Source organism: Paeniglutamicibacter sp. NPDC091659 (assembly GCF_044756805.1).
Classification (GTDB): Bacteria; Actinomycetota; Actinomycetes; order Actinomycetales; family Micrococcaceae; genus Paeniglutamicibacter.
Genome location: NZ_JBIVTO010000001.1, coordinates 165,286 through 184,340, shown reverse-complemented (window position 1 = coordinate 184,340; position 19,055 = coordinate 165,286). Strand labels below are relative to the sequence as shown.

Annotated in this window: 24 protein-coding genes and 1 riboswitch; of the genes, 12 read left to right on the top strand and 12 right to left on the bottom strand. The window is 63.7% G+C overall.

Annotated elements, in window-relative coordinates; genetic code table 11:
• The first annotated feature begins 33 nt into the window (after positions 1 to 33).
• From ACIQLF_RS00865 to ACIQLF_RS00855, 3 genes are all read left to right on the top strand, one after another.
• Positions 34 to 783, top strand: coding sequence for a formylglycine-generating enzyme family protein (locus ACIQLF_RS00865; RefSeq protein ID WP_400293699.1), 750 nt, complete (start codon positions 34 to 36; stop codon positions 781 to 783).
• A gap of 317 nt (positions 784 to 1,100) precedes the next feature.
• Entirely contained in the window at positions 1,101 to 1,595 is a 495-nt protein-coding gene (locus tag ACIQLF_RS00860) for an FBP domain-containing protein (RefSeq protein ID WP_400293698.1), read from the top strand.
• A gap of 282 nt (positions 1,596 to 1,877) precedes the next feature.
• Positions 1,878 to 2,654: an SDR family oxidoreductase gene (locus ACIQLF_RS00855; RefSeq protein WP_400293697.1), complete on the top strand. Its 777-nt coding sequence runs from the start codon at positions 1,878 to 1,880 to the stop codon at positions 2,652 to 2,654.
• A 3-nt stretch (positions 2,655 to 2,657) separates the two neighbouring features.
• Here the strand turns inward: ACIQLF_RS00855 and ACIQLF_RS00850 are convergent, their stop codons facing one another.
• Positions 2,658 to 3,104: an SRPBCC domain-containing protein gene (locus ACIQLF_RS00850; RefSeq protein ID WP_400293696.1), complete on the bottom strand. Its 447-nt coding sequence runs from the start codon at positions 3,102 to 3,104 to the stop codon at positions 2,658 to 2,660.
• Positions 3,105 to 3,189: 85 nt separating this feature from the next.
• Between ACIQLF_RS00850 and ACIQLF_RS00845 the strand changes: the two genes are divergently transcribed.
• Positions 3,190 to 3,525 (top strand): YnfA family protein, encoded by a 336-nt coding sequence (locus tag ACIQLF_RS00845; RefSeq protein WP_400293695.1) that lies wholly within the window; start codon positions 3,190 to 3,192, stop codon positions 3,523 to 3,525.
• Here ACIQLF_RS00845 and ACIQLF_RS00840 read toward each other — a convergent pair.
• Positions 3,522 to 3,950 carry a YybH family protein gene (locus ACIQLF_RS00840; RefSeq protein ID WP_400293694.1) on the bottom strand — a complete coding sequence of 143 codons (429 nt, stop codon included), beginning with the start codon at positions 3,948 to 3,950 and terminating at the stop codon, positions 3,522 to 3,524. The two genes, ACIQLF_RS00845 and ACIQLF_RS00840, sit on opposite strands and share 4 nt — an antisense overlap.
• 82 nt (positions 3,951 to 4,032) lie before the next feature.
• Here ACIQLF_RS00840 and ACIQLF_RS00835 point away from each other — a divergent pair, with 82 nt between their 5' ends.
• The 6 genes from ACIQLF_RS00835 to ACIQLF_RS00810 all read left to right on the top strand — a co-directional run bounded on the left by ACIQLF_RS00835 (position 4,033) and on the right by ACIQLF_RS00810 (position 8,042).
• Positions 4,033 to 4,698 (top strand): HAD-IA family hydrolase, encoded by a 666-nt coding sequence (locus tag ACIQLF_RS00835; RefSeq protein WP_400293693.1) that lies wholly within the window; start codon positions 4,033 to 4,035, stop codon positions 4,696 to 4,698.
• Between the two features lie 64 nt (positions 4,699 to 4,762).
• The gene (locus ACIQLF_RS00830) at positions 4,763 to 5,866 is read left to right on the top strand and encodes a WD40/YVTN/BNR-like repeat-containing protein (RefSeq protein WP_400293692.1); all 1,104 of its coding nucleotides are present in this window, start codon (positions 4,763 to 4,765) and stop codon (positions 5,864 to 5,866) included.
• A 2-nt stretch (positions 5,867 to 5,868) separates the two neighbouring features.
• Positions 5,869 to 6,156: a MoaD/ThiS family protein gene (locus ACIQLF_RS00825; RefSeq protein ID WP_400293691.1), complete on the top strand. Its 288-nt coding sequence runs from the start codon at positions 5,869 to 5,871 to the stop codon at positions 6,154 to 6,156.
• Positions 6,157 to 6,231: 75 nt separating this feature from the next.
• A complete protein-coding gene (locus tag ACIQLF_RS00820; protein WP_400293690.1) occupies positions 6,232 to 7,239 on the top strand; it encodes a pirin family protein in 1,008 nt (335 codons plus the stop codon).
• Positions 7,240 to 7,303: 64 nt separating this feature from the next.
• The gene (locus ACIQLF_RS00815) at positions 7,304 to 7,699 is read left to right on the top strand and encodes a ribonuclease E inhibitor RraB (protein WP_400293689.1); all 396 of its coding nucleotides are present in this window, start codon (positions 7,304 to 7,306) and stop codon (positions 7,697 to 7,699) included.
• A gap of 10 nt (positions 7,700 to 7,709) precedes the next feature.
• Positions 7,710 to 8,042 (top strand): GNAT family N-acetyltransferase, encoded by a 333-nt coding sequence (locus ACIQLF_RS00810; RefSeq protein WP_400293688.1) that lies wholly within the window; start codon positions 7,710 to 7,712, stop codon positions 8,040 to 8,042.
• 29 nt (positions 8,043 to 8,071) lie between these two features.
• Here ACIQLF_RS00810 and ACIQLF_RS00805 read toward each other — a convergent pair whose 3' ends face one another.
• From ACIQLF_RS00805 to ACIQLF_RS00795, 3 genes are read right to left on the bottom strand one after another with little or no spacing between them, the layout of a single operon-like run.
• Positions 8,072 to 8,305 (bottom strand): hypothetical protein, encoded by a 234-nt coding sequence (locus ACIQLF_RS00805; RefSeq protein WP_400293687.1) that lies wholly within the window; start codon positions 8,303 to 8,305, stop codon positions 8,072 to 8,074.
• A gap of 57 nt (positions 8,306 to 8,362) precedes the next feature.
• Positions 8,363 to 8,554, bottom strand: a complete 192-nt coding sequence (locus ACIQLF_RS00800; protein WP_400293686.1) for a DNA-binding protein — start codon at positions 8,552 to 8,554, stop codon at positions 8,363 to 8,365.
• The gene (locus ACIQLF_RS00795; protein WP_400293685.1) at positions 8,551 to 9,954 is read right to left on the bottom strand and encodes an MFS transporter; all 1,404 of its coding nucleotides are present in this window, start codon (positions 9,952 to 9,954) and stop codon (positions 8,551 to 8,553) included. The genes ACIQLF_RS00800 and ACIQLF_RS00795 overlap by 4 nt, the downstream gene beginning before the upstream one ends.
• Before the next feature lie 121 nt (positions 9,955 to 10,075).
• Between ACIQLF_RS00795 and ACIQLF_RS00790 the strand changes: the two genes are divergently transcribed.
• Positions 10,076 to 10,513 carry an SRPBCC family protein gene (locus ACIQLF_RS00790; protein WP_400293684.1) on the top strand — a complete coding sequence of 146 codons (438 nt, stop codon included), beginning with the start codon at positions 10,076 to 10,078 and terminating at the stop codon, positions 10,511 to 10,513.
• An 86-nt stretch (positions 10,514 to 10,599) separates the two neighbouring features.
• Here ACIQLF_RS00790 and dnaB read toward each other — a convergent pair whose 3' ends face one another.
• Positions 10,600 to 13,017 (bottom strand): replicative DNA helicase, encoded by a 2,418-nt coding sequence (gene dnaB, locus ACIQLF_RS00785; protein WP_400293683.1) that lies wholly within the window; start codon positions 13,015 to 13,017, stop codon positions 10,600 to 10,602.
• 512 nt (positions 13,018 to 13,529) lie between these two features.
• On the opposite strand from dnaB, the gene ACIQLF_RS00780 reads away from it, so the two are divergent.
• A complete protein-coding gene (locus tag ACIQLF_RS00780) occupies positions 13,530 to 13,955 on the top strand; it encodes a DUF1801 domain-containing protein (protein ID WP_400293682.1) in 426 nt (141 codons plus the stop codon).
• 111 nt (positions 13,956 to 14,066) lie between these two features.
• On the opposite strand, the gene ACIQLF_RS00775 is transcribed toward ACIQLF_RS00780, so the two are convergent.
• From ACIQLF_RS00775 to ACIQLF_RS00750, 6 genes are all read right to left on the bottom strand, one after another.
• Complete coding sequence (locus ACIQLF_RS00775) at positions 14,067 to 14,576, bottom strand: flavin reductase family protein (RefSeq protein ID WP_400293681.1); 510 nt, start codon at positions 14,574 to 14,576, stop codon at positions 14,067 to 14,069.
• A gap of 72 nt (positions 14,577 to 14,648) precedes the next feature.
• A riboswitch (SAM riboswitch) is annotated at positions 14,649 to 14,761 on the bottom strand.
• Between the two features lie 266 nt (positions 14,762 to 15,027).
• Entirely contained in the window at positions 15,028 to 15,483 is a 456-nt protein-coding gene (rplI, locus tag ACIQLF_RS00770; protein WP_400293680.1) for a 50S ribosomal protein L9, read from the bottom strand.
• A 15-nt stretch (positions 15,484 to 15,498) separates the two neighbouring features.
• The gene (gene rpsR / locus ACIQLF_RS00765; RefSeq protein ID WP_007269381.1) at positions 15,499 to 15,738 is read right to left on the bottom strand and encodes a 30S ribosomal protein S18; all 240 of its coding nucleotides are present in this window, start codon (positions 15,736 to 15,738) and stop codon (positions 15,499 to 15,501) included.
• Positions 15,739 to 15,800: 62 nt separating this feature from the next.
• On the bottom strand, positions 15,801 to 16,394 hold the full coding sequence (locus tag ACIQLF_RS00760; protein WP_400293679.1) for a single-stranded DNA-binding protein: 594 nt from the start codon (positions 16,392 to 16,394) through the stop codon (positions 15,801 to 15,803).
• Between the two features lie 46 nt (positions 16,395 to 16,440).
• Positions 16,441 to 16,746 (bottom strand): 30S ribosomal protein S6, encoded by a 306-nt coding sequence (gene rpsF / locus ACIQLF_RS00755; RefSeq protein WP_209905970.1) that lies wholly within the window; start codon positions 16,744 to 16,746, stop codon positions 16,441 to 16,443.
• 170 nt (positions 16,747 to 16,916) lie between these two features.
• A complete protein-coding gene (locus ACIQLF_RS00750; protein ID WP_400293678.1) occupies positions 16,917 to 19,025 on the bottom strand; it encodes an acyltransferase family protein in 2,109 nt (702 codons plus the stop codon).
• Positions 19,026 to 19,055: the final 30 nt, after the last annotated feature.

The window sequence follows — 19,055 nt, the reverse complement described above, 5'->3', positions numbered from 1 at the left end:
CACAAACATGCACGTGGTGCGGTCGGCTTGGAGATGCAGTTCGCATCGATCCCTGCGGGGACCATGCAGCTGCGGGACGCCCGATCCTCATCCACGCGCACCGTGGAACTCATTCCCTTCGAAATTGGAACAACTCCGGTGAAATTCGGCCAGTGGCCCAACCCGGGCACTACGACCAACATGCAGGACTCTTTGCCAGCACACCCAGTGATGTGGTTTGCGGCAATAGCTTGGTGCAATGCCGAGTCGATTGCCGCCGGGCTGAAGCCCGCTTATGTCGTCAACGGCCGAGAGGTCCACTGGAACGTTGATGCAGACGGCTACAGACTGCCCACGGAGGCCGAATGGGAATGGGCCTGCCGCGCGGGAACCACAGAGCCAACATACGGGCCCCTCGAAGACATCGCTTGGACGGCAGCCGACAATGTCACAGGACCGCAAGGCGTTGCACTGAAGCAGCCAAACGACTTCGGCCTTTTCGACATGATCGGCAATGTCTGGGAATGGTGCTGGGACTATGCGGACACCGCGAGGTACGGGGATTACCGAAGTTTGCGAGGAGGAGGCTGGGCGGACAAGAAGTGGAGTTGCCGCGCGGCGGTGCGCCGCGGAAGCGCTCCCGACGCGGTGTTGGAGGATGTCGGGTTCCGGGTGGCACGCGGCCCCGTCGGAAAACATCGCGACGCCGCCGCCCAAGGCTGGTCCGCCGAGGCCGACCGCCTGCGCGCCGGCATCCGCGGCCCCTTGCCTGTTGGCTGGACGCCGTTGCGCGGTCTGCTCTAATCCAGCGAGAGCCCGCAGGCGCGGACGACCGCCGCGGCTCTCCCCCGTACGGGCGTATAGTTTTTCCCATGTTCGATTTCATCTCGACCCAGCTGCCCACGCGGCGTCCGGAGGTTGCCGGCGTCTTTTCCGCCGGCTCGAGATAACACTGTCTTTCGCGGTTCTTTTCCCGCGCCATACGGCGCGGTTGATTCCGTAATGCGGACTTGGCCCGATTCCGGGCGCCCTTGAACGGTTTCTTTCCCACCCGAATCACCTTCCCGCCTCGTGCCCGGCAACTGCCGCCGAGCGGAAAAGACAGTTAGGCAACATTCTTCATGCTTCCCCTCACCGAACAGCAAATCCGGTCATCGTTCATCAACGCCTCGCTCCGCGAGCGCAAGTCACTTACCCTGCCGAGCAACTTTGACGAGCTCTCTTGGGAAAACCTCGATTTCCTCGGTTGGCGCGACGAAAAGCTTCCGCTCATTGGCTACGTGGTTGCGTTCCTGGACGGCGAACCCGTTGGCATCATGTTCCGCAAGGCCGACGGCAAAACCCGCAATCGCCCCCAGTGCTCATGGTGCGAAGACGTCAACCTGCCCAACGACGTGACATTCTTCAACGCAAAGCAAGCCGGGCCCGCCGGGCGCAACGGCGACACCATCAGCACGCTGGTGTGTGAGAAGTTTGAATGCTCGGTCAACGTCCGCACGCCGCAGTCCCTGCCGTATGTCGGCTTTGACCGGGATGCGGCAATCGCGCACAGGATCCAGGTGCTGCAGGACCACGTGCAGAACTTCACCCAGCGGGTCCGCGACGGCGAAAAGTAGGACACTTCCCGTGCAGGCGAATCAATCGTCTGCACCGGAGGTTGGCCTGTACGTGGCGAGTCGCGGACAAGACGTCGAGGAATGATGCTCTGAACTCATGGTCATTCCGTCCTGTCTCGGGACCCCCTGAACTGACGTGCGTGAAACAGCCTTTTCCCGCTCTGTAACCGACATGCACGGAAGATATTCCGCACAGTAGGATCGTGGAAACCCACCACCCAAGACCCGTTCGGGGACAACACCACGAATCAGTCGACTCGTTGACAGCCAAGGACCACCCCCATGAATGCTTCATCCCCGCAAGACACAGCATCGAACCCCCTGACCCGAACAATCCTTGTCACCGGCGCCGGTTCGGGCATCGGGCAGGCGGTGACTCGGCGCATGCTGGCGTCGGGATGGAATGTGGTGCTAGCCGGTCGTCGGGAACAGCCGTTGCTCGACACCGCGGCACAGCACCCGCAGGCCATGGTGGTTTCCGCCGACATCACGGATCCGGAGGCCGTGGAGGAACTTTTTGCGGCGGCCATTGAACGGTTCGGACGCATCGACGTGCTTTTCAACAACGCCGGGATCTTCGGGCCCGCCGCAAACATCGGCGAACTCAGCCCCGCACAGTGGCAAGAGGTCTGCGCAGTGAACCTCAGCGGCGCCATGTACTGCGCCGGTGCGGCGTTCAGGCACATGCAGCACTCCGGCGGCGGACGGATCATCAACAATGGGTCCATCAGTGCCCAGGTTCCACGCCCGTCAACGGTTGCCTACGCGGTCACCAAACACGCAATCACGGGCCTGACCAAGTCCATCGAGCTGGACGGACGGGCCCACGGCATCACCTGCTCCCAGATCGACATCGGAAACGCCGCCTCGGAAATGATGCAGGATGTCGGGGCCAACTCGGGTGCGCTCCAAGCGGACGGAAGCCGCAAGCCGGAACCAACCTTTGACCTGGAGCAGGCCGCGGCGACCATCGAATTCATTGCAGCGTCCCCCGCCAATGTCGCAGTCAACCACGTGACCATCACGGCCGCGGGCATGCCGTTCATCGGCAGGGGCTAAGGGCTACATAAAGTCCGCGAAGACCCGCTCGAGCTTGGTGAAGGAGGATTCCCAGCCGGCACGGGCGGTTTCGATGACCTCCACGGGCAACGGACCCTGGGTGATCTTCAGCAGGGAACCGTTGGGACGGTCGAAGAGCTCGACGCGCATTTCGATGACAAGGCTCAGTGTCATCTCGTGCGGGCCGTCCTGGCCCACGAGCAGCTCATGCTCGCGCACCTCGGTAAACTTTGCCTGCACCGGGGAGGTCTGGGTCGGGTCTTCCAGGGAGTGCATGACGAATTCCTGGACACCGCCGACGCGCGGGTCAATGGTGACGGTGTCAAGGTGAACGCCCCAGCCCTCGGGGCCAAACCATTCGGCAAGGATTTCGGGTTCAATAAAGGCCGCCCACAATGCTGGGCGCGGCACGGCGAATTCATGTTCAAGTACGAGTTGTCCCATATCCATGCGCACGAGATTACCGCTAATCCGCCGCCGAACCGAATGCCGGGCTCGCCCGTGCGGAGCCTCCCGGGGTGAAATGATGTAGCCCATGACAATACTCAAATCGGTTCTGCTCTTTGGTGTTGCGGCGCTGCTGGAAATCGGCGGCGCCTGGATGATCTGGCAGGGCATCCGAGAACACCGCGGCTGGTTGTGGATCGGGGCAGGAGCCATCGCGCTGGGGCTCTACGGTTTCGTCGCCACGCTGCAGCCCGACGCGAACTTCGGCCGGATCCTGGCCGCCTACGGCGGGGTGTTCGTCGCGGGCTCGTTGCTCTGGGGCGTGCTGGTTGACGGGTTCCGGCCCGACCGCTGGGATGTCGCCGGCGCCATCGTCGCACTGGGCGGCGTGGCCCTGATCATGTACGGGCCGCGCAACGCCTAGGAACCGAAGACGGCTTTGCCTGTCTCCGCGTCGACGGGCAGCGAGGAATGTTCGTGGGCGACTGACCACCGCCCCTTGGAACGGTGCAACGCGACGGTGAAACGGTTGGTGACGGAACGCAGCCTCTTGCCCTCCGGAGAAATCCCGGAATATGTCACCAGCGCCGAGACGAACGCCAGGTCGCTGCCGTTCATGGCCTGCACGTCGTTGAAGGCCACCTCGACCTTTTCGTCGTTCAACGACGAGAACCACTGCCCGACGACCGGCGCCCAAGCTTCACGGCCGCGGTACTCGGTTTGATCCCACGCGTCGAACACCACCACCTCATCCGCGTAGAGGCGCATGAAGCCGTCGAGGTCCCTGCCCCACACCGCCGCGGCGTACGAGGCCAGGAATGAATCAACGGGTTCCATCGCAACGCTCATGCGGCGGTCCTTTCTGCAGGTGCGGCTTCCACGCCGCCTGCAGGCGATGCTACACCCCGGGCACACCGGTTAGGCTGATCGCATGATTCCGGAAACCCCGCCGTTCCCCGCACTGAAAGCCCGGGCACTGCTCTTTGACATGGACGGAACCCTTGTCGATTCCACCGCCGTCGTCGAGGGCCTGTGGACGGATTTCGCAAGGCAACACGGAATCGACATCGGCGAACTGCTTGATTACTCGCACGGACGCCAGACCCTGGACACCCTGCGCCGGTTCCTGCCCGGTTCCCCCGGAGACCTGGCCAGGCTCGCCGCCGAACTCGAAGCACGGGAGGTCGACCGAGTGGAGGGAATCATCGAGATCCCCGGCGCCGGGGCATTCCTGCAGCAGCTGGGAAACGTCCCACATGCCGTTGTCACCTCGGCCGGACGGACACTTGCCGAAACCCGGCTGCGGGCCGCCGGCCTGCCCGTCCCCGAGGTCCTGGTGGCAGCGGAGGACGTCATCGCCGGCAAGCCGTCGCCCGAGGGCTACCTGCAGGCGGCAGCGGAACTGGGGATCGACATTTCCGACTGCGTGGTCTTCGAGGACGCGCCGGCCGGGCTGCAGTCGGCCGTCAATTCGGGGGCCGCCACCGTCGTCGTGGGAACCCACGAATCCCCGTTGACGAGACGCCTTCCCCGCATCAAGAACTACAGGGGTCTGCGCTACGCGGGCGGGTTCGTCACCGGCGCCGACGTCCCTTGAAAACTTCGCGCCGGTGCCCGGCCCGCCCTTGAATTCGGCATCGGGCGATGTTGCACTGTTTCCCATGGGAAACGACCAAAACACCGTGCTTGCCATCGGGACCAAGAAGGGCCTTTGGCTGGCCCAGAGCCGGAACCGGCAGGATTGGACGCTCACCGGGCCGCATTTCACGACCCTCGAGGTTCCGTCCGTCGCCATCGACACCCGAGGCGGCCGCACCAGGATCTTCGCCGGGGTCAACGACTGGCACTGGGGACCCACCGTGGTGCACAGCGACGACCTGGGTGCCACCTGGTCCGAGACCGAGAAGGGCGCGGTGAAGTTCCCCGAGGACACAGACACCGCGCTGGCCCGCGTCTGGCACATCCGCCCCGACACCGCCGATCGCCCGGGCGTCGTCTGGGCTGGCTGTGAACCCATTTCCGTCTTCAAGTCCACCGACGACGGCGAGAACTTCGAGCTGAACCGCGGGCTCTGGGACCACCCGCACCGCAGCGAATGGGGTGCCGGATTCGGCGGGGCCGCGGTGCACAGCATCGTGCCTAACGCTGCCGACTCGAACGTGGTCCACGCGGCGATGAGCACCGGCGGCGTGTACCGCAGCACCGACGGCGGAGCCTCCTGGGAACCCCGGAACAAGGGCATCAAGGCCGACTTCTTCCCCGAACCGTGGCCCGAGTTCGGCCAGTGCGTCCACCACATCACCGCGGACGCGGGAGACCCGGACAGGCTCTACGCCCAGAACCACGGCGGCGTCTACCGGACCGACAACTCCGGCGATGAATGGACAAGCATTGCCCAGGGGCTTCCCGCCGACTTCGGGTTCGTGTTCCTCGCCCACCCGCGCACCCCCGGCACCGTCTGGACCATTCCGCTGAAGGGCGCCGAGGAACGCAACCCGGTGGGCGGGCGGCTCTCCGCCTACCGGTCCACCGATGCCGGGGAGCACTGGGAGGAACAGCACGACGGGCTGCCGGAGCCCGACTACAACGCGGTGCTGCGCGACGCGGCGGCCGTGGACGACAACCCCGGCTCCGTCGGGGTGTACTTCGGCACCCGCGGCGGCGAGGTCTTCGCGAGCCCCGACGAGGGCGCCCACTTCAACACCGTCGCCCAGCGGTTGCCCGACGTGCTCAGCGTGCGCGCCGCAGTGGTTGTTGGCGGCTGAGCATGCAGACGATCCAGGTCGAGGTGCCCTCGGTGCTGGCCTCGACCCTCGGCGGGAACCGCAGGCTCGAAGCCCATATGCCGGTGGGCTCCAACGTCGGCAACCTCCTCGACGAGCTCGGCGAGGCCTACCCGCTCTTTGCCCGCCGGGTCAGGGACGAGCGCGGGCAGGTGCGCCGCTTCGTGAACATCTTCATCGGGCCTGACAACATCCGCGCACTGCAGGGGCTGGAATCCGAGCTGCCCGCCGGCTCCACGGTCATGATCATGCAATCGGTGGCCGGAGGCTGAGGCGGGCCACGGACACCGACATGCCCGGCAGCGGGCACCCTCGCCGGATCCGGAGACCGGCACTACGCTATGGTCATGAGCAACCTGGAGACCGCACCCGAAGAACTTGTGTGCAACGACCACCACGCATGCGCAGGCATCGAGCTGCTGGCCCCGCGCAACGTTCCGCTGGGCGGGCCGCGGGCCATGGATGTGCGCAGGACCCTGCCGCAGAAGCAGCGCAGCCTGATCGGCGCCTGGTGCTTCCTCGACCACTACGGGCCGGACCCCGTGGGCGAATCGGGCGGCATGCGCGTTCCGCGCCACCCGCACACCGGCCTGCAAACCGTTTCCTGGCTCTTCACCGGCGAGATCGAGCACCGCGACTCCGCGGGGCACCACGCCATGGTCCGTCCCGGCGAGGTCAACCTGATGACCGCCGGGCGCGGCATCAGCCACTCCGAGTTCTCGACCCCCGACACCCGGGTGCTGCACGGCGCCCAGTTGTGGATCGCGCTGCCGGACCGGGCCCGGCACACCGCGCCGACCTTCGTGCACCACCGCCCGGAGCCCATGGGAACCGCGGACTGGATCGTACGCGTGTTCCTTGGGTCGCTCAGCGTCTCCGGCGACCGCGGGGCCGAGCACTACTCGGCCTCCCCCGTCCACACGCACACCGAGCTGGTGGGTGCCGAGATCCTCATGGAACCGGGCGCACGGATCAAGGTGGCGCTCAAGGCGCACCACGAACACGGCATCCTGCTCGATGCGGGGTCCCTGAAGGTCGAGGCGGACGACGTCCCGGTCGACCACTTGGCGTTCCTGCCCGCCGGGTTCCAGGCCGTCACGCTGACCGCCGGAAACAAGCCCGTGCGCGCGCTGCTGATCGGCGGCGAGCCGCTCCACGAGCAGATCCTCATGTGGTGGAACTTCGTGGGTCGCACCCACGAGGAAGTCGTGAAATACCGCCAGCAGTGGCAGGCGGAAATCGGCGCCGAACCCGGGGACGGATCGGCCAGGCGGTTCGGCGATTTCCCGGACGGCGAACCCGCGCCGCTGCCCGCCCCGGTGTTGCCCACCGTCCGCCTGCGCCCGCGCGACTAGGCGCCACACGCCCGATGATTCCCGCACCCTGCGACTTCGCGGGGGCGGCCGAAGGAAGGAACCCATGAGCCTGGAGATGGAGCTTGAACGGCTGAGGCGATCGCTGAGTGAACGGGCCGAGCTCGGCGACCTGCTCCAAGCCAAGCGCGAGGTGGAACATTTCGTTTCCTACGCCTCGGCGCAGCAGGCGGAAGACGCCTGCGCGCACTTCGAAAGTGCCGGCTGGTCGGTCGACCGTTCCGACGGGCAGGATGCCAACGGACTGTTCCCGGTGCGCGTGTACCGGCGGCAGGCCCTGGACGCGGAGCACGCCGAACGCTCCATCCGCGCGGTCTACGCCATCAACGAGCAGCACCAGGGATACTACGACGGTTTCGGTGCCATGGCGGTCCTGGCCGAGGGCAGCGAGCCGCCAGGGTTCTTCAGCCGCCTTTTCGGCCGGCACACCGGTGACGGATAGGGGGCGGACCATGGGCGAAATCCACCTCGGGCAGATCGCCGAACGGCAGCGCTATGCCCTGTTCGACGGCGACAAGGTCATCGGCGCAGCCCACTACCGGGACCTGTCCACCGACCACGGCATCGAGCGCGTCTTCTTCCACACCGTGGTCGACGAGGCCTACGCCGGGCAGGGGCTGGCCGCGAGGCTTGCCGCCTTCGCCCTGGAGGACACCATTGCGCAGGGGCACAAGGTCGTGGCGGTGTGCCCCTACATCAAGGCGTACACGGCCAAGCACCGCCAATACGACGCCCGCCTCGTGGCGCCGGGGGCCCAGCACCTGCGGATCCTGCCGACGGCGTAGCCGCCCGGCCCCTGCGGTTGCGGGGCCCGTTACTTGGCGCGCTCGCGGTTGAACTTCTTCTGGCCGATCACGGCATGGGTGATGGCCGCAGCGGCGAGCACGGCGCAGGTTCCCACGCCCCAGGTCAGGATCGTGTCGCGCGGGACCCAGCTGTAATCGGTGGTGCCGAAGAGCCCTCCCAGCGTCACCCAGGCCGTCAGCGCACACAGGAGGATTACGGTGAGCCAGCGGCCCAACGGGGCTTTTGCTTCGGGGGTTCCCATGGTTTTCGTGCCTCGATCGGTAGTCGTTGTGCGGCGGTCGTTGCGCCAGTCCGGACTTCAGTCGGCCAGCTCCGAGCCCAGCTCCCGCAGCGCTTCGCGCAGTATCAGGATGGCCTTGGGGCCGACCCCGTGCATGGCCTGCAGGGCCTTCTCGCCCAAGGCCGCGGCCTGTTCAAGCGTGGTGATTCCGTGGGCGTTCAGTGCCCGCGTTGCGGGGGCGCCGATCTTCGGCAGTTCATGATCGCTCATGCTCCGAGTGTATTGCGCACTTCGACCGCCTGCACGGTCTTTTCAACGGCCCGAGTCCGCGGGGTCAAGACGATCAGCGCCAGTCCGATGAGCGCGGTGAAGGCGAACACCGCGACGAACGAGTCGTTTCCGCTGAAGGCGGCGAAGATCAGCCCGGCCGCGGCCAGCGCAAGCGCCGAGCCCATGGAGTCGGCGATGGCCAGCGCCGAGGAATTGAATCCCTGGTTCGCGGTGGTCGACAACTTGATCATGTGCACGTTCTGCCTCGGATACACCAGGCCCATGCCGGCCCCGCCGAGGCCCCAGGCTGCGATCGCCACGAAGGCCGGCCAGTGCCAGGCTGCGGTCGCCAAGACCAGCACGATTGCGGTCACGCCGAGCACCGAGCCGATGAGCATGGCCCGCTCGTTGCCCAGGCTCTCGCCCATGCGGCCCTGGACCGCGGATCCCAGCGACCAGAAGATCGCGCCGCCGGTCAGCGCCAGGCCCGCCACCGCAGGCGTGAGCGCGTAGCGGTCCATCAGCAGGTACGGCAGGTACACCTCGGTGCCGAAAAACGCTGCCGCCGCAAGCCCGCGAACCAGGATCGTGGTCGGCAGGCCACGCCCCGCGCTCAGGGTCCTTCGCGGGAACAGCGGGCGCACCGCCACGAGCACCACGGCCAGGGACAGCACCATCAGCCAGGTTCCCACCGAGGGGATGTCGGCAAGCAGGTTCATGGCCAGGACGGCGGCCGCGGCCAGGGCCGCCCAGCACAAGGGCAGCCAGGCGATCTTGCCGTCTGGGTTCTCCCCGCCGCCGAGACCGCGCAGCGACGGCAGAACCGCGGCCATTGCCAGGACCACGAGCCCCACGACGCCCAGGAACACCCAACGCCAACCAACGGTTTGAGCTGCAAGGCCGGCTGCAAACGGGCCGATCAGCGACGGAATGACCCAGGCCGCGGCAAAAGCGGCGAAAATCTTCGGGTGCAGGCGCGGAACGTAGACCCTTGCCACCACCACGTAGAGCGCCACGGTGCTGGCGCCACCGCCGAGTCCCTGGACCAGCCGTCCGGCCACCAGCGCCTGCATGCTCGGCGCCAGGCCGCATAGCAGCAGGCCGATGATGAATACGATCAATGACACGTAGAGCGGGCCCGTCGGGCCCTTGCGGTCGGACCAGCCACCCGCGGCCACCATGCCGATGACGCCGCTGGCCATGGGCGCGGCAAAGGCCAGCGCGTACAGGGATGCACCACCCAACTCCCTGCTGACCAGTGGCATGACCGTCGTGACGGCCAGGGATTCGAACGCGACAAGGAACACCAGGGAGAACATCCCCACGGTGATCCAACGGTACTGGGGAGCGAAAAGACCAAGTGGCGCATTCGCGCCGGATCCGGCAGCAGACAAGGACATGATTAGAGCTTAAAGCCTGCCCTTTGCCCTGTTGCATCGACCTGCGGAGTGTCTTGTCAGCAATGTTTTTCCAGGGCGGATCCGCTCCCAAACGGGGGCGGCCGCAGGTAGGGTTTCGAGCATGGACTTCGCTCAGGAAATAACCGTCAACATCCCGCGCAACAGATTCATCGAGCTCTTCGACGACCCGGAGAACCTGAAGCACTGGCAGAAGGGGCTGCTCTCCTTCGAAGCGGTCTCAGGCACGCCCGGGGAACCCGGCGCCACCTCGAGGCTGACCTACAAGCAGGGCAAGGGCACCATGGAAATGGTCGAGACGGTCACCCGCCGCGAGCTGCCCGACGCATTCGACGGAACCTATGATGCCAAGGGCGTCCACAACATCTGCAAGAACGAGTTCCACGACGTGGGCGGAACCGCGACCCGCTGGGTCGCCCACAACACCTTCGAATTCACGGGCCTCATGAAGATTGTCGGGCTGCTTTTCGGCTCGATGTTCAAGAAGCAGAGCCTGAGAATGATGAATGAGTTCAAGTCGTTTGCCGAAGCTCGGGCGTAGAGGCGCCCGGCGCCTGAGAGCCGATTAACGCAGTGGTGCGGCCTTCCCGGAATAGGGAAGGCCGCACCGCGGCAGGATCGGAACGGCTACATCCCGCCTTCTTGCGCCATGTTGTTGAAGCGCGAGTAGTGGCCCTGGAAGGCAACCACGATGGTCTTGGTAGGACCGTTACGGTGCTTAGCGACAATCACGTCGGCTTCACCGGCCCGAGCCGATTCCTTGTCGTAAATGTCTTCACGGTGCAGCAAGATGACCATATCGGCGTCCTGCTCAATGGAGTTGTGAACTGCGATGCCGTTGGCGATGAAGTTGTGGTTTCCAATCACCGTTGCATCGAAGACTTCTTCTTCGCCATCGGCTTCGATGGAGATGATGTTGTCCCAGAAGATGTCGTTGATGGCCTCAACCTGAAGTTCAGCATCGTCCAGGGTTTCGGCAACGCGGCTCAGCGGCTGGCGCACCGCGGTCTTGAGCACACCCTCGCCTTCCGAAGAACTAGTGCTTTCCTCGAGAATCTCGCGAACGCTATTCCACACCTGAAGTGGCGCGGCACCCAGTTCAACCGGTTCGTTGTTGTTGATGATGGCATCAAGCAGGCTCTGCGCCGCGCTGGCCTGTTCGCCTTCAACTCCGATTTCCTGCAGGAAGCGTTTCTGGTCATGATCGCCAACAATTTCCACAACACAGGTGTTGGTGGTGCGCTGGCTGATCTTGCAGGTGACGCCGAAGCGCAGGAGCAACCGTGCGATGTCGTCAGCAAGCTTGCGCGAGTGGGCGCGGTACCGGATCTGCCCAGAGGCACCGTTGGCGCTCACCGTTCCGGCTGTTGCCCACAAACTACTGAGGAAGAGTGCAATGCCGGTCTTGGGCAGCGAGAATACGCCCTCGGGAATGAACTTGATCAAATCCCCAAGCTTGGCCGGGTCATCGTTGTCCACGGGCACTTCATCGGCAACCGGCGCGTTGCCAATGAACTCGGCAATGGTGATGATCTGTTCGTCATCCCAATCGGTTCGCTGCGAAGGTCCATTGACGTGGCGCGGAATACCCAGACGGTCGCCGACCTGCAGGTCGCCAAGAGCCTGCCACCCTTCATAGGTGAAGAATGGGTGGTTGGCGGTGGCACGGATGGTGCGTCCGGAGGCGAGCGTCATCTTGTACACAGGCTTTACACCCGTGGAGAAGACGTGAGTAAGGTGGCGTTCGACGTAGCGCAGGCTGTCATCAAGTGACCACACCGGAACGTCCTTGGCACCGGTGGCAAAGAGTTCACCCATGGTGGTCTCGGCGCCGGTATCCGAACGCAGGACCTTGGTCCCTGCCGTGAGACAGCCGGATTCACGGAGGTCAGAAACCATTGGCTTCTTATCGGTACGCTGTTCGGAACCACGGTTCAGCTGGGAAAGCGCAATAACCGGCACATCTAGTTCTTTGGCGAGCAGCTTCAAGGAACGAGAGAACTCGGAGACTTCCTGCTGACGCGATTCCACACGTTTACCCGAGCTCATAAGCTGCAGGTAGTCAAGGATCACGAGCTTTAGATCGTGCTTTTGCTTTAGGCGCCGGCACTTTGCACGAATTTCCATCAACGACATGTTCGGGGAATCATCAATGAACAGCGGCGCGTCGTTGAGCCTGCCCATGGTGGTAGCAATCTTGGACCATTCGTCGTCCTTGATGGTGCCCTTACGCAGGTTCTGCAGAGCAATGCTTGCCTCTGCCGAAAGCAGACGCATGGCAATTTCGTTGCGGCCCATTTCCAGGGAGAAGAAAACAGCGGTCATATTGTTCTTAATGGCTGCTGACCTGGCAAAATCCAATGCAAACGTGCTTTTGCCGACGGCCGGGCGCGCTGCGATAACGATCATCTGGCCGCCGTGCAAGCCCTGGGTTAGCTCGTCGAGTTCATAGAAACCGGTGGGAACACCGATGACGCCTTCGCCACGGCTACCAGCGGATTCAATTTCATCGACGGTCCCTTCGATGATGTCGCGCAGCGGAACGTAGTCTTCTGCGGTACGACGTTCGGCTACCTTGTAGACCTCAGCTTGGGCTTCGTTGACGATTGCATCGACTTCGCCGTCCTGGGAGTAGCCCAGCTGGACGATTTTGGTCCCCGCATCAACCAAGCGACGCAGCACCGCTCGCTCACGAACAATTTCGGCATAGAAACCCGCGTTGGCCGCGGTCGGCACCGACTGAATCAAGGTGTGCAGATAGGCCGGGCCACCAATGCGAGTGATTTCTCCGCGCTTGGTGAGCAAGTCAGAGACGGTCACGGCGTCGGCAGGTTCGCCGCGTCCGTATAGGTCGATGATTGCTTCGAAGATCGATTCGTGAGCCGGGCGGTAGAAGTCCATGCCGCGCAGTACTTCAACGCAGTCGGCGATGGCATCCTTGGAGAGCATCATGCCGCCGAGCACACTCTGCTCCGCAACCAAATCCTGTGGCGGTGTACGGCCATAGTCGGATTCGGACGTGGCTTCCGTGCTGGACAGCGACATGGATTTTCCCTTCAAGCTTCGCGGGTTCCCGGTTTTCCGCATCATTATCTACTTCAGTGTCGCAGGGTCGGCCGACCTTTTGGTACGTCCAATCTCACGTGTGCGAAGAGACACGCAAGCCTGTGGAAATAGGTGGGGAACACTGTCACCTTAGACCCCATTTGCCTCAAACCCAACACCGTTATCCACAGGGGCTGTGCATAACCTGTGCACCTTGCGGCGTGTTGTGTGCACAGTCTGGGGAGAACATTGTGGATTACCGATGATTTTTGCCAAAAATATAGAGCTGACTAGGTATTATGCATTTACATGCCTGTGGACAGAAAGTAGTTATCCACAGGTTTGCGGAGTAAAAAACTTGGTTATACACGCAAAAACCCCGAGATTCCGCGGTTAATCTCCGTCGGTTTCCACGGTTACCCACAAACTATCCACAGCTATCCACGGGGTTCGGGGAAATCTGGGGATTAACAAGGTTGATGACCGTCGACAGCGCTGTAATACTGGCTCGCATGGCCGCCAATAAAACAACCCCCACCCGGGTTGATCCACACGAGTTCATCGCCTCCGTCACCCACCCCGTTCGGCGCGCCGACTCACGTGCGTTGCTGGAGATGATGGAGGAAGTCTCCGGGCAGCCGGCGACCATGTGGGGGCCGACGATCATCGGATTCGGAACCTACCACTACAAATACGATTCAGGCCGGGAAGGCGACGCCGGCGCGATCGGGTTCTCGCCCCGCTCAACGATCCTGGCTCTCTATGGCCTGACCATTGCGCCGGAGTCCGGGGAGCTCTTGGGCAAGCTGGGAAAGCACAAGCGCGGTGTCGCATGCCTGTATGTCAACAAGCTCGCTGACGTCGACTTCGGGGTTCTCACGGAGTTGGCGCGGTACGGGTACCGCCACATGATGGAAGTCGTCCACGACCCTTCCTAGTCGCAGGGGCGGTGCCTGCCTCGCTGCTTCCACCGAAAAGAGGAGGCCTGCCGGTAGACCCAACATGCGGTGCGGATCGCTACCGGCAGGCCCTGTGCTTCCGAGTGGCGTCTAGGAGACGAGCTGTTCGGCTTCCAGTCGACGGAATGCCGACCCGTGGAAGACCAGCGGGGAATTCGTTTCATCGCTCGTCTGGTGGCCGTGCACGCGCAGCAGCACGACGTGGTGGTCGCCCGCGGGAATCTCCTGCTCCACGGAGCAATCGAGCCACAGGCTTGCATCATGGAGCAGGAGGGCGCCCTCGTCGGTGGAATCCAGGCGGAGCCCCGCAAAGCGGTCTCCTGTCTTGGAAGCGATCTGGCGGCAAACCCCCTCGTTCTTCTCGCTGAGCACGGATACCCCGATGCGGGCACTGGATCGAACAACCGGCCAGGTGCGCGAGGTGTTCTGGACCGCGAACATCACCAACGGCGGATCCATCGAAACGCCGACGGTGAACGACGAGGCGACGATGCCCTGCGGCTCACCGTCGACGATGGCGCACAGTGCAGCAATGCCAGAGGGATGCTGGGCGAAAACGTTGCGCAAGGTGTCTGGGGTGAGGTCTGTTGCAAGAGTCATGGCTCGGTCCTTCGGCTTCATGCCCACCTTGAATCGGGTACGCGCCAAAAGCGCAGCTGCCCATCATCCAGTGTGCAGTACTTGCCCCCGGGGTCCCGCGGGCCGAATCGTCACCTGGAGCACCCCACTACCGCGAGAGGGTTGCCGGTCAACAAGCCAGGGCTTTTGCGTTGACACTCTTGATTCATGACTAACGTTAGGAGAAAGGTTTAGCTTCAGTCAAAGATTGTTTCGACACAATGGGTCACGAAGCGTAAGAATCGAACATTCTGCGACCAACATTCGCTTTTCGTCCTCATCTGTCGATATAGGGCCTCCGCACCATTTGGTCGATGCCGGCTCGTTGGCCCCATGCAGGCACCCAAGCGATCGGTTAACGCAATGAGGACCCCACCCGAAGGTGGAGTCCTCAATCGCTTATCGTCCCGAGGGGCGATGGGTGTGCAGAGAATTACTTCTTTGCAGCAACAACCAGCAGCGAGATGGTCGCGGATACATCGGTGTGCAGACGCACGGTAGCCGAGTAGTTACCCGTCGACTTGATGTGATCGTTGATCTCGATGTTGCGCTTGTCGATCGCGCCAACGCCGGCGGCTGCAACAGCCTTGGCGATGTCGTCGGTCTTGACGGTGCCGAAGAGGCGACCGGTAGCGCCGGCCTTGACGGTCAGCTTGACCGGCTTGGCGGAGATAGCGGCGGCAAGTGCCTGTGCTTCTTCCAAGGACGCAACGGCGCGAGCAGCACGGGCGGCCTTGATCGACTCAACCTGCTTCTCACCGCCCGGGGTCCAGGTGATGGCGAACGAGCGCGGGAGAAGGTAGTTACGTGCGTAACCGTTCTTCACCTCAACGATGTCGCCTGCGGCACCGAGGCCGGTAACTTCGTGGGTCAGAATGAGCTTTGCCATGTTTGTATACCTTCCTTAGCCGCGGCCAGCGCCGGAGTAAGGCAGCAAGGCTACTTCACGCGCGTTCTTGATGGCCTGTGCGATCTTGCGCTGTTCCTGAACGGAAACGCCGGTAACGCGACGGGCACGGATCTTTCCGCGATCCGAAATGAACTTGCGCAGCAATGCTACGTCCTTGTAGTCGATGACAGTGATGTCAGCGGCCTTCAAGGGGTTGGACTTTGGTTTGGGCTTACGGAGTTCAGCCTTAGCCATCGTGGAGCTCCTTTATCAGGTGGAGCCCGCAGAATTTTCTGCGGGATGGTGAATAATTTTGTTTAGAAGGGCGGTTCGTCAGAACCCGGGTTGCCCCATCCGCCGTTGTTTCCTCCGGCAGGAGCGCCCCAAGGATCGGCTGCAGGTGCATTCCAGCCGCCACCGCTGTTTCCGCCGGCGTTGCCGCCACCGAAACCACCCTGGCCGCCGGCGTTGCCGCCGCCGAATCCGCCGGCATTGGCGCCGGCATTCTGCTGTCCACCAAAGCCACCGTTGCCGCCAGTGCCGGAGCGCTGGGTGCGGGTGACCTTTGCGGAGGCGTAACGCAAGGACGGGCCGATTTCATCGACCTCGAGCTCGGTGACGTTACGCTTTTCGCCTTCTTTGGTTTCGTAAGAACGCGACTTGAGGCGGCCCTGAGCAATGACACGCATGCCCTTGGTCAACGTCTCAGCGACGTTTTCGGCAGCCTCACGCCACACCGATGCGCGGAGGAACAGCGTGTCGCCGTCCTTCCACTCATTGGACTGGCGATCGAAGGTTCGCGGGGTCGAAGCGATCGTGAAGTTCGCGACTGCCGACCCTGACGGGGTGAAACGTAGTTCTGGGTCACCGGTCAAATTACCGATTACCGTAATGACGGTCTCGCCTGCCATTGGAGCCTCCTAAAAGGTGTTGTTCTACGAAGATCGAAAAGCAGAATTACTCTGCAACGACCTTTGCCTCTTCCGGGCGGGTGATCTTGGTGCGCATGATGGTCTCATTGAGGCTCAACTGGCGATCAAGTTCCGCGGAAGTAGCGGGGGTGGCGGTGAAGTTAACTACCGCGTAAATGGCCTCATTCTTCTTCTGAATGTCGTAGGCCAGGCGGCGACGGCCCCAGATGTCAACGTTCTCGATGGTTCCACCATCGTTACGTACAACGTCCAGGAACTTACCGAGGGTCGGTTCAACGGTTCGCTCGTCGACCTCGGGGTCGATCAGCACCATCAATTCATAAGCACGCATGTGAACCCACCTCCTTTGGGCTAAACGGTCACGGCATTTCCGCAACAGGAGGTTCTTTGCATTTGCTGTCGTCGATACCCGATTGCCAGGTACGACAGAAACAGCCTTGTCCAGTCTAGCGGAAAATCGCTCCCTGACCCGACGGACCCGCGTGCGGTGCGTCACTGCGGTCACCGCACGCGGTCGTCCAGTCCGTCGGCGCGCAGCTTCGCCTCAAGTCGGGCGCCGAAGACCGGGGCAAGGGTGCGCATGTAGGTGTCGGAGATGTGGTGTTTGTCCCGGTATACCAGCACGTTCCCGATCACGGCCGGGCAGAATCCGCCGACACAGAACTGGTCGGAGAAATCCAGCACGCCGACCCGCGGCTCGCGCTTGGCCGCGGCGAGCGTGAAGTCGTTGGGCTCGAAGGCCCTGGATGCCGGGGCGCCGCAGGATTCCAGGTCATCCGGATGCTGCGCCACGCAGTCCCGCGCAAAAACCTTCGTCCCGGGGCGCGGGGTGTCAACGATCGGGTAGACCTTGATGCCGGCGTCCTCAAGCTTGCCCCAGTACTCGGCGAAGCCCTCTGCGGCACCCTTTTCCAGGACGGCCCCGGCCCAGTGACTGGTCACCACGGCATCCACGTCGCCGCGGGAGATGATCCGCTTCAAGGTGTCCGAGTTGGCCTGGTGGCACGAAATGCTGCCGTTTTTCTCGGCAATGCGCTCGGTGGCAGTGAACGGGCAGGAATTCTTCAGGTAGGTGAGCAGCGTCCAGCCGTGTTCCTTGGCGGTGGCTTCCAGCGCCCGGTACCAATGCGTGGCATGGGAGTCGCCCACCAGGGCGATGGTCAGGGTTCCGTCCTCCGCTCCCTCGGCGCATTCGCGGGTGAACGGGGAATCCGGTTTCTGCACGCACTCGCCCAGGTGCGGGCGGTCGCGCTCCGCGTCGGCGGGGACCGGGATGATCTGCTTCTTGCCCGGCAAATAGGGCGGCGCGCCGTCGGGGATCGAGGCGGCACCGAGCTCGGGCGGAGGTTCCGCCAACAGCGTGGCGGCCGCGTCTTCCTTCGCGACGGTGTCGCGTTGGGCCAGGGTCCCGGGGGCCAGGGACATCGCCGTAACCAGGGCGACCACGACCGCGCCGGCGCCCAATGTCCGCCACTTCGAGGAAGACAGCGGAGCCAGGGTGCGCACCGGGGTTTCGATCCAGCGGTGGCTGGCCCCGGCGAGCAGCAGCGACAGCACCAACAGCCCGGTTCCCTGGGCCGAGTCCGGCTCGCTGCCGGAGAAGTGCAGGAAGAAGATGAGTACCGGCCAGTGCCACAGGTACAGCGAGTAGGACACGTTGCCCACCCATTGCACCGGGGGAAGTTCGAGGATTTTCTGCGGGGCCAAAGCTCCACTGGTCTCCCCGGCCAGGATCACCGCCAGGGTTCCGGCCACCGGCAGCGCCGCGGACAGACCTGGGAAGGACGTGGCCGCGTCAAAACCAAAGGCCGCAGTGGCGATGGCGGCGAACCCTGCCCAGGCCAGCGCTGTACGGGCGCCTGGGGCATGGAACCAGCGGCCGTTGCGTCGTCGTCCGGGTTCGTGCGGGGCCAGCAGAAGCGCCAGGAGTCCGCCGGCGGCCAATTCCCAGACACGGGCCGGGGTGACGAAGTAGGCGGCAGGGCTCCCCGAGCCCACCAGTGCCATCGAGTAGGCAAGCGAGGCAACGACGACCGTGCCGAAGACCAGTAGGAGCGCGGTGCGCGGGAACGCGCCGGCGGTTTCCCGCCGGCCATACCGCATCTGGCCCAGCCATACGGCCAGCAACACCAGCAACGGCCAGACCAGGTAGAACTGCTCCTCGACACCGAGCGACCAGAAGTGGTTCAGCGCCGTGGGCGCGGAATCGGCCGCGAGGTAGTCCACGGAGTCGGCGGCCAGCACCCAGTTTTCCACCGAAAAGGCGGCGGCCAGGGCCGCGATTCCCACGGCTTTCCACTGCGTGGCCGGCAGGAAGGCCAGCGTGGCTCCCAGCACCGCGATGATCACCACGGCCGCGGCGGGCAGGATCCTGCGCACCCGCGCGGCCCAGAACCCCGGCAGGTCGATGCGACCCGTCTTGCGCACCTCGCGCAGCAGGTGCCCGGTGATCAGGAACCCCGAGATCGCAAAGAACACGTCGACCCCGATGAAACCGCCGGGAACCAGTTGCGGCGCGAGGTGGTAGGCCACCACGAGCAGCACCGCCACGGCGCGCAGCGCCTGGACCTCTGGCAGGACACTGCGCGGAAGCTTCGGTTCGGCGGTCATATCCGCGAGCAAAGCACGCTTCGGTGAACA